This window comes from Deinococcus aquiradiocola, from assembly GCF_014646915.1.
Taxonomy (GTDB): Bacteria; Deinococcota; Deinococci; order Deinococcales; family Deinococcaceae; genus Deinococcus; species Deinococcus aquiradiocola.
Genome location: NZ_BMOE01000001.1, coordinates 60,728 through 74,392, shown reverse-complemented (window position 1 = coordinate 74,392; position 13,665 = coordinate 60,728). Strand labels below are relative to the sequence as shown.

The following is a 13,665-nucleotide window of genomic DNA, read 5'->3' as shown; positions in this document are numbered from 1 at the left end:
GCGCGTGCAGGAGCGGCCCGATGGCCTGCGCGGCCCCGCGAGCGCACAGTGGACGGCAGGAGGTTTCCCATGACTCAGCTCCCGATCACCGTGAGGACGCCGCACCCCTACCGTTCGCCCGTCACGCCGCCCCCCACGGCCCCCCTCTGCCCGCAGGCACATGCCGGGACGCCCGCCCCCGTACCGGCGGCCCCGGCAGCGGTCGCCAGGGTGTTCGGCACGCTGTTCGTGGAGGTGATCCTGACTGGACCGCTGCCCGCCCTGCCCGGCTGGCACGTCCGGCTGTGGCCGCAGGCGCGGCTGGGAGACGCGACCCTGGAGGCCTGCCCCGAACGGGAAGGCGGCGCGGACGACCTGCGCGCGGCCCTGCAGGCGGCCAGCGTTCAGGCGCTCGGCCCGGTCCGGCCGCGCCGCTGACACGTCTGCCTGTTCCTGCGTCCCCGTCCCGTGACGGAAGGCCCGCCCCTCCTGACCCGGTCAGCGCACGAGGCGGGCGTCGTCGTGCTCGGTCATCATCTGCACGAAGGCTTCCACGAACTGCGGGTCGAACTGCCGTCCGCCCTGCGCGCGAATCTCGTTCAGGGCCCGCTCCCTGGGCCACGCGGCCTTGTACGGGCGGGCGCTCGTGAGGGCGTCGTACACGTCCACGATGCTGAACACCCGGGCGGTGTTCGGGATGTCCTGACCGCGCAGCCCGCTCGGGTAGCCCTGCCCGTCCCAGCGTTCGTGGTGGTACCGGACGAGGTCCAGCGTCTCGGCAGGCAGGAAGTGCAGGTCCTGCAGCATGTCGTACCCGACGGTGGTGTGCCGCTGAATGACGCGGCGTTCCTCCGCCGTGAGCTGGCCGGGCTTGTGCAGCACACCGTCCGGCACGGCCAGCTTGCCGAGGTCGTGCAGGTACGCGCCCCAGCGGAGGGCCTTGACGGCGTCCTCCTTCCAGCCGAGCTTGCGGGCGAGCTGCTGGCTGAGTTCCACCACGCGCGCCGTGTGCCCGCCCGTCTCGTCGTCCCGGTGTTCGAGCGCCGACCCGAGCGAGCGGAGCGTCAGTTCGTTCGCGTCGCGCAGTTCACGGATCGCCTGCCACTGCCCGAGCGCCGACCCGAACAGCCGCGCGAAGGCCTGCACGACGCTCCGCTCGCTCGGCAGGAACTCCCCGCGCCCACCTTCGGGCCGCGCGATGAGCACCAGTCCCAGCTGCTGCCCGGACAGGCCCTCCACGGGGAGGCTCAGGTGGTGGCGGCGCTGCTCCCTGGGAATCTGACTCAGGGCGCGCTCCGCGACCCAGTGGTCCGCCTGCACGCTGCGGCTGTCGGCCTTGCCGTTGCCTGGCAGGATGGGTTTGCCGAGCAGTTCGGTGAAGGCGCCGCGCGCGCCCAGCACGTGCGGCGTGCCGCGCCGGTACGCCACGAACGCGAGGTTCGTCGCGACCTGCAGACGGTCGAGCGTCTGTACCCCCGCGCGGATCACGCTGCCGGTGTCCTTGGACTCCGACAGTTCCGCGCTGCCCTGCTCCAGCGCCCGGATGACGTTGGTGGTGCGCGCCACCTCGCGCAGCGCGCCGCGCTGACCGGCCAGCAGGAATCCCAGGCCCAGCAGCAGCGCCAGCCCGCCCGCGAGCGTCAGCGGGTCGTGGCGCGCCTCCGGGCTCGCGGCGCTGAGCACGACGGACAGCAGCACCGTCCCGAACAGCACGCCCCGCCATACGTCCGTGAAGGACCACAGGACCGCGCACGCGACGACGGCGAGACCGGCCATGAGGAGCAGGTGACCCAGGACGGCGGACCCGATGACGGCGAGCAGGGCGAGGACGCCCAGAACAAGGCGGAGGGACGACTGGAGTGGCACCCGGCCAGTTTACTCCGAAACCCCGGCCGAACGGGGTCGCCCCAGCAGCCAGGACGGCAGGGGCCGGGCACGGCAGGGGCGGGTTCAGGTGTCCTGCTCGGGCCGGGGAGAGGTGCGGGCAGCCCGCACGTCCGCGAACAGGTCCCGCAGGAGTCGCGCCGCCTCGGCGGCCCGCACGCCGCCCCGGACGTCCGGGCGGTGCCCCCAGCCGGACGTGAGCAGGTCGTGCACCCCGCCGAGCGCGCCCGCCCGGGGGTTCGAGGCCCCGTACACGATGCACCCCACCCGCGCTTCCAGCGCCGCGCCCAGGCACATCGGGCAGGGTTCCAGCGTCACGACGAGCGTGCACTCGGTCAGGTACGGGCCGACCACGCGCGCCGCGTCCCTCAGGGCCAGCAGTTCGGCGTGGCTGGTCAGGTCCCCGAGTTCGCGGCTGCGGTTCGCGGCGCCCGCCACGACCTCGCCCCGGTGCAGCACGACCGCACCGACCGGCACCTCGCCCGCCTGCGCCGCCTGCCGCGCGAGCCGCAGGGCCTCCCCCATCGCGGTCACGTCCGGGTCCGGCCGGTCCGGCTGTCCGGCGAGGGTGGCCGCGCCGACCGCCCAGAGGGGCCGGTTCGGGAGCGGCAGCCCCACCCAGGCGAGCGCGCCGGGCTCACCGGGCAGGGCCACGACGTGCAGGTGCGGGCGCTCCCGCCTGGGCACCTTGAGGTCCGTGAGCACGTCGCTCAGCTTGCGCGTTCCGCCCGGCAGGCGCACCCGGTCGCCCGCCTGCGGGGCACGCCGCACCCACCCGGACGGCAACGGGAACTCCGGGGCGGGACGCGAGGCGGGCGCGCCCTCGCCAAGCACGAGGCGGCCGCCCGTCACGCTGACCGGCACGTCGCCCGGCAGGGTGAGATGCGCCGTACCGCCCGACCGCAGTGCGCCCGCCAGAGCCGCCACCTGACCGGCATGCACGGCCCTCGGCCCGAGCGCCGCGCGCACGTGGCGGCGCAGGACCGCCAGCGGCTGCCGGGCGAGCGGCGTGTGCGGCTGCAGGGCCGCCGCGAGGGCCCGCAGCGCGTCGTCGTCCTCCGCCTGCATGACCGAGAGGCGCAGCAGGGACGCGTCCACGCCCGGAAAGCGGGCGCGCAGGAGCGGCAGCACCTCGTGCCGCAGCCAGTTGCGCGTGAAGCGCGTGTCGAGGTTGCTCCCGTCCTCCCGCCACTCCTGCCCCAGACCCTGCAGGTAACGGCGCAGGTCGGCGCGCGCCACCGTCAGCCACGGGCGCTCCAGCGGACCGCGCACGGCAGGCATGCCGTTCAGGACCGCCTCGCCGCGCAGCGCCTGCCACAGCACCGTCTCCACCTGATCGTCCCGCGTGTGCGCCGTGAGGAGCGTCCCCACGCCCGCACGGCGTGCGGCACGCGTCAGGAAGCTGTACCGCAGGCGACGCGCCGCCTCCTCCAGCCCCCACCCGCGCCGCGCCGCCACGGCCCGCACGTCCACCCGCTCCGAGAAGCACGGCACGCCGAGCCACTCCGCGAGCGCCCCCACGAACGCCGCGTCCTGCGCCGACTCCGGCCGGAACGCGTGATCGAAATGCCCCACGTGCACGCGGGCCCCCACCGCCACCAGCGCCCGAAGCAGCGCCACCGAGTCCGCGCCGCCCGACACCGCCACCATCACCGCCCGCCCCCGGTACGGGACGAGCGGCACACGCAACGCGGCAGGCAGATCAGAAGAACTCACGGCGTCAGTCTGCCACTCCGCCCGCCCACCCTGCACACACGCACGCATGAAACGCAGCACACGCGCGCCCGGCCCGCCCGTGTGTAAAGTGACGCTCATGAGCCCCCGAGTCGGACAGCCCGCCCCGCCCTTCGACGCCGTCAGCGACGACGGCACGCCCCTCAGCCTGAACGGCCTGCGCGGCCGCTGGGTCGTCCTGTACTTCTACCCGCGCGCCGGAACGCCCGGCTGCAGCATCGAAGCGCAGCGCTTCGAGCAGGCCCTCCCGGAATTCGCGCGACTGGACGCGCAGGTGATCGGCGTCAGCACCGACACCGAGGCGCGACAGGCGAAATTCCGCGAGACGTGCGGCCTGAGCTTCCCACTCATCCCGGACGGCGACAAGACCGTGTGCCGCGCGTACGGCGTGATGGGCGGCATCGGCGGCCTCCTGAACCTCGCCGGACGCCAGACCTTCCTGATCGACCCGCACGGACAGCTGGCATGGCACTGGAAGTCCGCCGACCCGAACCGCAACGCGGCCGACGTCATCGGCAAACTCAGGGAACTGCAGCACGCCTGAGAGACCCCGGGAAAACAGACAGAAGGCTGGCCCGGACATCCAACGTCCGGGCCAGCCCACCACCAGCAGGTCAGGTCAGAAGCGGATGGTGGCGCGCACCTTCGTGAAGTTGATCTGATCGTTCGTCATGGTGCTGCCCTGGTTGATGCGGAACCCGATGTAGCCCTTGCGGTTCTTGACAGCGCCGTTGAGGACCGGGCCGGTCAGCGTCACGCTCTGCAGGTTGCCCTTGGTGATGCTCACGTCCTGAAGCTTGTACTTCGCCTCGGCGTTCGCGGAGTCGTCGCAGATCAGGTACCCGGCCTGGTTGTAGCAGTTGCTGCCGTCCACGGTGCTGCGGATGTACACGCCGACATTGCTGAGCGTGCTGAGCGGCCCGTTGCCGTTGTACACGAGGTTGCCGGTCAGGTCGATGCTGCTGATGACCTGCGCGATGGCGGGCAGGCCCGCGAACTGGTCCTGCGTGCTGTAGATCACCATGGGGGCCGTGGTGGACGGCACGGGCAGCGTCGCGTTGATGTCGGGCAGATCGTAAGGCACGGCGGGGATCAGGCCGGTGCCGCAGGCGGACATCAGGACTCCCAGACCGAGGAGGGGAAGCATCTTCTTCATGCGTTCAGCATGCCACGCGCCCCTGACGGGAAGCTTTCAGGAGACGCACATCTTTGCGCTCATGAGGTTGGGGGGCGTGCGACACTGGGCGCGTGACGGTCGCGGAACTGCTGCTGGTGGCGGACGGGGCGGGCGTGCTGGCCTCGGCGTGCCGTGCCCTGCCGCACGAGACGTCGGGGGCGGGTCTGGAGGCGTGGGCGGCGAGGGTGTTCGGGGAGGGGGTGTGGCTGCTGCACGACGGGGGTCTCTGGGCCGGTCGGGGGTGCGGTCCGCTCAGGTTCGAGCGGCGAGCGGGCGGCGCGGTTCCGGGCGGGACTGGCCCGGCAGGCGCCGCAGCTCCGCCTTTGCCGGGCGAGCGGTCCTGGCAGCGTGCCGGGTGGCGGGACGGGGTGACCGCGTGGGCGCAGGGCGTGCTGGGCGCGCCTGTGACGCGGTGTGCGTGGGTGCATGCGTCGGACGTGGGCGCGGTGGTGGTGCTGGACGGTCCGGCCGGGCGCGCGTTCCTGAAGGTGGGTGAGGATGCCCGCGAGGTGGTCGCGGCCCGCTGGGTGGCCCGGCACTTCCCGCACGGGTCGGCGGACCTGCTGGGCACGGACACGGCGCGTGGCCTGCTGCTCACGCGGGACGCCGGGACGGCCCTGCTGGGCAGCGCGGACCTGAACGACTGGCGGCGGGCGGTGCGGAGGATGGCGGACCTGCACACTCTCCCGCTGGACGGCGGAGGTGCGGAGGGACTACCCGTGCAGGCGTTCGCGGCGTTGCCGGGGCGGCTGGAGGGCCTGCTGCGAGAGGACGTGCTGCTCGGGTGGGGAATGACGGACGCGCAGGTACAGCGCGCCCTGGCGGCCCGGCCGGCGGTGCTGGACGCGCACGCGCGCGTCACGGCTGCCTGTCCGCGCGCCGCGCCGTGCCACGGGGACCTGCACGCCAACAACGTGCTCGTCCCGCCCGCCAGAACGCCCGGCGACGCGCGCCTCTTCGACTGGTCCGAGGCGCACGTGGGCCAGCCGCTCATGGACGTGGGGTGGTTCCTGGCGTTCGTGATGCTGCCCTTCCGCGCGGACCTGCCGGTGCGGGCGGCGTACCCGGACCTCGCGGAGCGGCTGTGGGACGGGTACCGGGACGCGGCGGGCCTCGACACCGCGCTTCCCTGGCGTGACGTGGCGCTCCTGAGCCTGTACGCGCGGGCGGCGGCGTACGACGCGCGGTACCGCGCTTGGTCGGGGACCGTGCCGGGCTTCCGGCCGCTGTACGCACCGTACGCGCTGCGGACCGCGGCGCACTTCGCGCCCGCCTGAGCCGGGGCGGACCGGGACGTGCGCGCCGGGAGGTGGGCGCTATGCTGCGCGCATGAGCGTGATCCTGTGAAAGTAACCATCAAGGCGGCCGCGGAGCGGCGCATCCGGGGGCGGTATCCCTTCGGGCACAGCGGCGACATCCTGAACGCGGAGGCGGGCATCGAGGCGGGCGACGTGGTGGACGTGTACTCGGAGGGCGGGCCGTTCGTGGGGCGCGGGTACTTCAACCCGTCCGGCGCGACGCCGCTGCGGATGCTGACCCTGAAGCGTGAGAACGTCGACGAGGCCTTCTATCGCCGCCGCATCCGCGAGGCCCTCAAGCGCCGCGAGGGCCGCATCACCGGCACGAACGCCATGCGCGTCCTGCACGGCGAGGCGGACGGCACGCCCGGCATCGTGGCGGACCTGTTCGGCGAGACGCTCAGCGTGCAGTTCCGGAACGCGGGCGTGGAACGCCACCGGAGCGTCATCGTGCGGGCGCTGCAGGCGGAACTGGGGGCGACGTCTGCCTTCGAGCGCAGCGACACCGGCGAGAGTGCCCGCGAGGGCCTGAGCGGGCAGACGGGCGTGCTGTGGGGTGAGCTGCCGTCCCGCGTGGCCTTCTACGAGGACGACCTGGAGCTGAGCTTCGCGCCGATGGAGGCGCAGAAGACCGGCTTCTACCTCGACCAGCGCGACAATCGCCGCCTGATGCGCGGCCTGGTGCGGCCGGGGCAGGGGTTCCTGGACACGTACAGTTACACGGGCGGCTTCAGTCTGCATGCGGCGCGTGCGGGGGCGCGCAGCGTCGCGATCGACAAGGACCCGGTGGCGCTCGGCACGCTGGAGAGCGTGGCGCGCACGAACCGCGTGGAGGTGGGCGTGCGGCTCGGGGACGCGCTCGTGGCGCTCGGGCGGCTGGAGTCCGAGAAGCGGCGCTTCCAGGCGGCCGTGATCGACCCGCCCACCCTCGCTAAACGCCGGGACGACGTGCCGCGCGCGAAGCGGGTGTTCACGCAGGCGGCGACGAGCGTGCTGAACATGCTCGACCCGGGCGGGTACCTGCTGATCAGCACGTGCGCGCACTACATCTCCGTGAACGACCTGCTCGACTCGGCCCGCATCGCGAGCGCCGAGGCGGAGTGCGGCGCGGAGGTGCTGGACACGACGTACCAGCCGGCCGATCACCCGCACCTGCTGAGCGTGCCGGAAAGCCTGTACCTGAAGAGCATCCTGCTGCGCAAGGAGGCCTGAGCAGGCCCTCCCCCGCCCCGCCGCGCAGGGTGGGCCCAAGCCGGAAGGGAGCGTAAAGGCCGACGGGGGCGCCCGTCACGCTTCCGGTCGTCCCGGCGGGTACGCTGGGGGCATGACGCAGACTCAGGACGCCGTCCGGTTCCCCAGCCCCAGCATCGTGCCGTACCGTGGCGGGTGTGTGACGGAACCGGCGTTCTTCGCGCTGGATTACCTCGTGAAGTGGCGGGCGGACGTGACGGTGGGCGGGCAGGCGTTCACGGACGTGGAGGTGCTGCCCCTGCTGCGGGAGGTGCTGGCCGACCCGGCCCGGTACGGCGTGAGTGCCGCCGACGCGGAGGCGGCCCGCGAGCGTTTTCTGGATCAGGCGGGGCAGGCGCTCGTGCAGGAGGGCGGTCAGCGCGCGTGGCTGGAGCGGGAGTTCCTGCCGGACCGCTGAACCAGAATCCGCGAGAGATCAGTCGGGGAGGGCGGCATCCGGAACTGGACGCCGCCCTCCCCTGTTGGGTGTCCGGCCGGTCAGGGTTGCAGGGCCAGCGCGAGTCGCCGGGCCGCCTCGCGCAGCGCGTCGGGCGGCAGGTGCGCGAAGCCGAGCAGCAGCGCGGGCGCGTGCGGGAGGCTCGCGTACTCGTGCGCGCCGCTCACACCGAGGCCCAGGCGGGCGGCGCGCGCCGTCACGTCCTCCTCGCGCTGGCCGTGCGGGAGGGGGACGCGCAGGTGCAGGCCCGCGCGGGCGGGAAGCACGTCCAGCTGCGGCAGGGTGGCGTGCAGTGCGGCGAGCAGCACGTCGTGCCGGTGCGTGACCTGCGTGCGGGCGCGGCGCAGGTGCCGCACGTACCCGCCCGACGCGAGGAAGTCCGACAGGGCCAGCGCGTCCAGGGTGGGCGGGTGGCGGTCCGTGAGCGGGCGGGTGCGGGCCAGCACGTCCAGCACGGCGGGCGGCGCGACGAGGTACCCGCTGCGCAGGGCGGGCGCGAGGCTCTGACTGAAGGTGCCGAGCAGCAGCACGCTGTGCGGCGCGAGACCCTGCAGCGGCGCGGGCGGCCTCGCCGTGTGGTGGAAGTCGGCGGCGTAGTCGTCCTCCAAGATGAAGCTCTGCGTGCGCGTCGCCCACGCGAGGAGCGCCTGCCGCCGCGCCGCGCCGAGCGTGGCCGTCGTCGGGAACTGACATCCGGGCGTCACGTACGTCAGGGTGGGGTTGGGCGGGAGGCGCGTCACGTCCAGGCCGCCCGCGTCGACGGGGACGGGGTGGACGGTCGCGCCGACCGCCTCGAAGGCGCGGCGCGCGCCGAGGTAGCCGGGGTCCTCCATCACGGCGACCCGGCCGGGCTCCAGGTACGTGCGGCTCAGGAGGTCGAGGGCGGACTGCGTGCCGCCCGTCAGCATCACCATGTCGGGCGTGACGCTCGCTCCGCGCTCCCGCGTGAGCCACTGCGCGATGGCGTGCCGCGTCTCCTGCGGGCCGAGTTCCCCGGCACTCAGGAGGGCGTCCGCGTCGCCCGCACGGCGCGCGAGGGCCTGCGCCCACACCTCCGACGGGAACAGGCCCGCCGACTGCCCGAGCCGCAGGTCCAGGTCGTACTGGCCGGGCACGCCGGACCTCCCGCCACTCAGGGCGCGGGTCGCCCAGCCGGACAGGGGGACGCGCGGCACGTCCTGCACGGCCGGGCCGGGCGTGGCGCCGCGCGGCGCGACGTAACTGCCGCTGCGGGCGCGGACCTCCAGGTACCCTTCGGCCTGCAGCTGGTCCACGGCGTCCTGCACGGTGTTGCGCGCCACGCCCCACGCCTGCGCGAGGCGGCGGGTGCTGACGCGCGTGCCGGGCGACAGGTGCCCCTGCACGACGGCGTCCCGAAGGCTGCGCGTGACGCGCACGTGCTGCGCCTCGCCGGGACGTGCGGCGAGCAGGTCGGGGAGGGACATGCGGGCAGTGTAGCGGCACGGCCTGCCCGCCGCACCGCACACTCTGCCCTGCCCCGCCCGCACTACACTGGAGGCGTGACCCGCGCCCCCGTCAGCGAACTGCTGCTGGAGTACCAGCATTACCTCATGGCGCACCGCCTGCGCTCCCTGTTCGGCGGGCCGCTCATGCCGCCCGCGCGCCTCACCCTGCCGGAGTACGCGTCGCGCCGCCTCACCCGGCAGGACCTCGCGCGGCAGATGATCACGCGCGCCTCCCCGCCCGAAGCGATGCGGCAGATGGACCGCCTGACGGACGAACTGATGTTCGGATTCTGGCACAACCCGGCCGAGGTGACGGCCTTCCTGCGCGCCGCGATCCGGCAGGGCAGCCACCCGGCGCTCGGCGAGCCGGACGAGTTCGCGCGCCTGCTGAGTCCCGCCGAGCGTGCGCGGCTCGGGCCGGACGGCGTGGACCGCGTGTGCCGCCACTACCTGACCTGCCTGCACCTGGCCGCGCCGGGCGTGGACCCGCACGCGCTGGAGCACCTGTTCCAGCGCATCGACGCGAACACCCCGCCGCTCTTCGCGGACGAACTGACGTTCGGGACGCAGGAACTGCCCGCGTGACCGGCGGCCTGCACACCCTGCTGCGCTCCCTGATGCCGCGCCGCTGCCCCGGCTGCGACGCGCAGCTCGGGGCGTCGGCGGGCCTGTGCCCCGCCTGCCGAGCCACGCTGCGGCCGCAGGTGCAGCGTCACTCGCCGCTGCACCTGCACCCCACCCCGCATCTCGTGGTGCTCGGCCCGTACCGGGGCGTGCTGGGACGCAGCGTCAAGGCACTGAAGTACGGCGGGTCGCGCGAGGTGGCGGGCGTGCTCGGCGCGGCCCTCGCGTCCGGCGTGCCGTCCGAGTGGGGCGTGCAGGGCGTGAGCGGCGTGCCGCTCCACCGTTCCCGGCAGCAGCAGCGGAGCTTCAATCAGGCGGAACTGCTGGGCCGCGCGACCGCCGAACGGCTCGGCGTGCCGTACCTCGCGGCCCTGGCCCGGCAGCGCTCCACGGGCGCGCAGGCGCGGCGGCACGCGAGCGAACGCCGGGTCGCGGTGCAGGACGCCTTCGTCGCGACCGGCGCGCCCCTTCCCGGCACCCTCCTGCTCGTGGACGACGTCCTGACCACCGGAAGTACCCTGCTGGCCTGCACGCGCGCCCTGCAGACGGCCGGGGTGCAGCGCGTGTACTACGCCGTCGTCGCACGCTGACGGCGCCCGGCCCGGACTGGACGCACGCCGCGCGGCAGGGCCGCACACGGTTTTGATCCGATTCCAGGGATGCCGGAAACAGCACCAGCGTCCCTTCTAGGGCAGAACAGCGCCCATGACCAGTACAGCTCCGCAGGAGAGGACGCCAGCCCGCTTCCATCTCGTCAACACCGGACTTGTTGGTACCCTTATCGCTCGGCTGGACTTCGAGAGGTCAGCGCAACACCGTATCAGACCGCAGCAAACACACGTTCTGGCGCACGGCACGCGCAGTATATTCGCTCTCATGACCGTGACTGACAGACCGACCCCCGGAACCCGGCTGGGCCGCTACACCGTGGAACGCGTGGTGGACCTGCCCGGCGTGCAGGCCACGTACTACCAGCTTCGCCACGAGCTCGGCGCGCGGCACATCCACATCGGGCGCGACGACGACAACCAGACCTTCGCAGTGTTCTTCCCGACCGTCCCCCGCGACAGCACCGGCGTCGCGCACATCCTGGAGCACACGGCCCTGATGGGCAGCCGCAACTACCCGGTCGCGGACCCGTTCTTCGCGATGATTCCGCGCAGCCTGAACACCTTCATGAACGCCATGACGGCCTCCGACTGGACGACGTACCTGTACAGCACCCGCAACCGCAAGGACTACTTCAACCTGCTCGGCATCTACCTCGACGCGGCGTTCTTCCCGCTGCTGCGCTACGAGTCCTTCCGGCGCGACGGGCACCGCTTCGAGAACGCCGACCCGGCCGACAAGACGAGCGAACTGAAGATGCAGGGCGTCGTGTACAACGAGATGAAGGGCGCCATGGCCTCCCCCAGCAGCGTGCTGTGGAAGACCGTGCAGAAGGCCCTGTACCCGGACCTGACGTACGCGAACAACTCCGGCGGTGAACCGTCCGAGATCCCGAACCTCACGTACCAGGGCCTCAAGGACTTCCACGCGGCGCACTACCACCCCTCCAACGCGTTCTTCTACACGTACGGGAACCTGCCGCTGCACGAGTACCTGGACGCCATCGAGGCGGGCGTCATGGCGCACTTCACGCCCAGCGAACTCGACGTCTCCATTCCCGACCAGACGCCCTTCACCGAGCCGCGCACCGTGACGGCCAGCTACCCGTCCAGCGACGTGGAGCGCGGCGCGCAGGCCCTCATCGCGTGGAAGCTCGGGCACAGCTTCGACCCGGACGAGAACCTCCGCTGGAGCGTCCTCAGCGAGGTTCTGGTGGGCAACCCCGCCGCGCCCCTCACGCGCGCCCTCATCGAGAGCGGCCTCGGCAGCGCCCTCGCGGACGGCAGCGGCTACCAGGACAGCTTCCGCGAGGGGGCCTTCTCGGTCGGCCTGAAAGGCCTGAACGCCGAACAGGCGCCCGCCGTGCACACCCTGATCCTGGAGACGCTCGGCCGCATCGCGCAGGAAGGGATCGGCGCGGACCTCGTCGACAGCGCCCTGCACCAGTTCGAGATCGCGCAGAAGGAAGTCTCGAACGCCGGGTGGCCCTACTCCCTCAAGCTGATGTTCCGCGCGGTCGGCCCGTGGCTGTACGGCGGCGATCCGCTCGACGGCCTGAACCTCGACGCGGCCCTCCAGCGCCTCCACGACGCCCGGAGCGCCGGACCCGTCTTCGAGACCATGATCCGCGACGGCCTCCTGAACAACCCGCACCGCGTCACGCTCACCCTCACGCCCGACCCTGCCATGCAGGACCGGCAGGTCGAAGCGGAACGCGAGATGGTAGCGCGCCTCAGCGCTGACCTGACCGACGCCGACCGCGACCGCATCGTGCAGGAAGCCGTCACGCTCCTCGCCGACCAGGACAAGGAAGACGACGTCAGCGTCCTCCCCACCCTCACCCTGCAGGACGTGACGCGCACCGTCGCCCGGCCCGCCTACACCACCGAGCACAGCGGCACCGCCCTCGTCGGCCGCGTCGAGCAGCCCACCAGCGGCCTCGTGTACCTCGACGTGCAGGTGCGCGTCCCCGACCTCACGGACGACGAACTCGACCTGCTGCCCCTCTACGCCTTCGCCGTCACCCGCAGCGGCGCCGCCGGGCAGGACTACGTCACGCTCAGCCAGCGCGCCGAAGCCGTCACGGGCGGCATCAGCGCCAGCACCAGCGTCGGCACCGGCCCCGACCACCTGGACGACCTGCGCGTCAGCCTCACCTTCGGCGGCAAGGCCCTCAGCCGCCACGCCAGCGACCTCGCCGACCTCCTCCACGACGTGATCGCCACACCCACCTTCGACGCCGCCCGCCTCGAACAGCTCGTCAAGCAGCGCGTCGCCGGACAGAAAGCCGGCATCGTCGGCAGCGGCAACGCCTACGCCGCCCGCCTCGCCGCCGCCCAGCTCAGCCCCGAAGCGGCCCTCGAAGAACGCCAGAGCGGCCTCACCGCCCTCAAACGCCTCGAAACCCTCGTCGAGACCGGCGACTGGCACGGCACCATCGCCCGCCTGAACGCCCTCCACGCCCGCCTCCTCCAGGGCCAGGCGCGCCTGTGCCTCACCGCCACCCGCGACGACCTGAACCTCGACCTCACCCGCATCACCGCCCTCTTCCACGGCCACGCCGCGACCGGCATCACCGCCCCCCTCGCGCCCCGCCAGCCCACCGCACGCACCACCGACACACCCGTCGCATACAACGCCGTCGCGTACCGCACCGTCCCCTACACCCACCCCGACAGCCCCGCCCTCCTCGCCCTCTCCCGCCTCCTCACCAGCGAATACCTCCTGCGCGAACTGCGCGAGAAAGGCGGCGCGTACGGCGGCAACGCCAGCTTCGACGCCCGCACCGGCCTCTTCCGCATGACCAGCTACCGCGACCCCAACATCGCCCGCACCTTCACCGTCTACCGCCAGGCCCGCACCTTCCTCGACACCATCCACGGCGACCGCGAACTCACCGAAGCCGTCCTCAGCGCCAGCAAAAGCCTCGACCCCCTCACCAGCCCCGACACCGTCGGCCGCATGCGCTACTACGGCGACCTCAGCGGCTACACCCCCGACGTGCAGGAAACCTACCTGAACCGCCTCCTCAACGTCACCCTCGACGACCTCAAACGCGTCATGGACACCCACCTCACGCCCGACCACGCCACCTACGCCCTCATCGCGGGCCGCGATCCCAATCCCGAAACCCGCGAACAGGGCCTCACCTTCAACGTCAGCCCCATCTGAACGAAAGTACGAAAAAGCGCGCCACTCCATGTGAGT

Annotated in this window: 12 protein-coding genes; 8 read left to right on the top strand and 4 right to left on the bottom strand. The window is 72.8% G+C overall.

The features are described from left to right. Positions 1-69: 69 nt before the first annotated feature. Positions 70-417, top strand: a complete 348-nt coding sequence (locus tag IEY33_RS00380) for a hypothetical protein (protein ID WP_188960257.1) — start codon at positions 70-72, stop codon at positions 415-417. Between the two features lie 60 nt (positions 418-477). On the opposite strand, the gene IEY33_RS00375 is transcribed toward IEY33_RS00380, so the two are convergent. Together IEY33_RS00375 and tilS are read right to left on the bottom strand one after the other, a co-directional pair. After that, positions 478-1,845, bottom strand: a complete 1,368-nt coding sequence (locus IEY33_RS00375; RefSeq protein ID WP_229670642.1) for an HD domain-containing phosphohydrolase — start codon at positions 1,843-1,845, stop codon at positions 478-480. An 84-nt stretch (positions 1,846-1,929) separates the two neighbouring features. After that, on the bottom strand, positions 1,930-3,579 hold the full coding sequence (tilS, locus tag IEY33_RS00370) for a tRNA lysidine(34) synthetase TilS (protein ID WP_505691145.1): 1,650 nt from the start codon (positions 3,577-3,579) through the stop codon (positions 1,930-1,932). Positions 3,580-3,676: 97 nt separating this feature from the next. On the opposite strand from tilS, the gene IEY33_RS00365 reads away from it, so the two are divergent. Beyond that, entirely contained in the window at positions 3,677-4,141 is a 465-nt protein-coding gene (locus IEY33_RS00365; protein ID WP_188960256.1) for a peroxiredoxin, read from the top strand. A 75-nt stretch (positions 4,142-4,216) separates the two neighbouring features. Here the strand turns inward: IEY33_RS00365 and IEY33_RS00360 are convergent, their stop codons facing one another. Continuing rightward, complete coding sequence (locus tag IEY33_RS00360; RefSeq protein WP_188960255.1) at positions 4,217-4,753, bottom strand: hypothetical protein; 537 nt, start codon at positions 4,751-4,753, stop codon at positions 4,217-4,219. Positions 4,754-4,845: 92 nt separating this feature from the next. Between IEY33_RS00360 and IEY33_RS00355 the strand changes: the two genes are divergently transcribed. The 3 genes from IEY33_RS00355 to IEY33_RS00345 all read left to right on the top strand — a co-directional run bounded on the left by IEY33_RS00355 (position 4,846) and on the right by IEY33_RS00345 (position 7,720). Next, complete coding sequence (locus IEY33_RS00355) at positions 4,846-6,051, top strand: phosphotransferase (protein WP_188960254.1); 1,206 nt, start codon at positions 4,846-4,848, stop codon at positions 6,049-6,051. A 66-nt stretch (positions 6,052-6,117) separates the two neighbouring features. Beyond that, positions 6,118-7,284: a class I SAM-dependent rRNA methyltransferase gene (locus IEY33_RS00350; protein ID WP_188960253.1), complete on the top strand. Its 1,167-nt coding sequence runs from the start codon at positions 6,118-6,120 to the stop codon at positions 7,282-7,284. A 112-nt stretch (positions 7,285-7,396) separates the two neighbouring features. Next, complete coding sequence (locus tag IEY33_RS00345) at positions 7,397-7,720, top strand: hypothetical protein (RefSeq protein WP_188960252.1); 324 nt, start codon at positions 7,397-7,399, stop codon at positions 7,718-7,720. An 80-nt stretch (positions 7,721-7,800) separates the two neighbouring features. Here IEY33_RS00345 and pdxR read toward each other — a convergent pair whose 3' ends face one another. Further along, positions 7,801-9,204, bottom strand: a complete 1,404-nt coding sequence (gene pdxR / locus IEY33_RS00340) for a MocR-like pyridoxine biosynthesis transcription factor PdxR (protein WP_188960251.1) — start codon at positions 9,202-9,204, stop codon at positions 7,801-7,803. Between the two features lie 75 nt (positions 9,205-9,279). On the opposite strand from pdxR, the gene IEY33_RS00335 reads away from it, so the two are divergent. The 3 genes from IEY33_RS00335 (at position 9,280) to IEY33_RS00325 (ending at position 13,629) form a co-directional block, all read left to right on the top strand. Beyond that, on the top strand, positions 9,280-9,810 hold the full coding sequence (locus IEY33_RS00335) for a hypothetical protein (RefSeq protein WP_229670641.1): 531 nt from the start codon (positions 9,280-9,282) through the stop codon (positions 9,808-9,810). Beyond that, positions 9,807-10,439 (top strand): ComF family protein, encoded by a 633-nt coding sequence (locus IEY33_RS00330; protein WP_229670640.1) that lies wholly within the window; start codon positions 9,807-9,809, stop codon positions 10,437-10,439. Before IEY33_RS00335 ends, IEY33_RS00330 begins: the two co-directional genes overlap by 4 nt. Before the next feature lie 286 nt (positions 10,440-10,725). Beyond that, complete coding sequence (locus IEY33_RS00325; protein WP_188960250.1) at positions 10,726-13,629, top strand: insulinase family protein; 2,904 nt, start codon at positions 10,726-10,728, stop codon at positions 13,627-13,629. Positions 13,630-13,665: the final 36 nt, after the last annotated feature.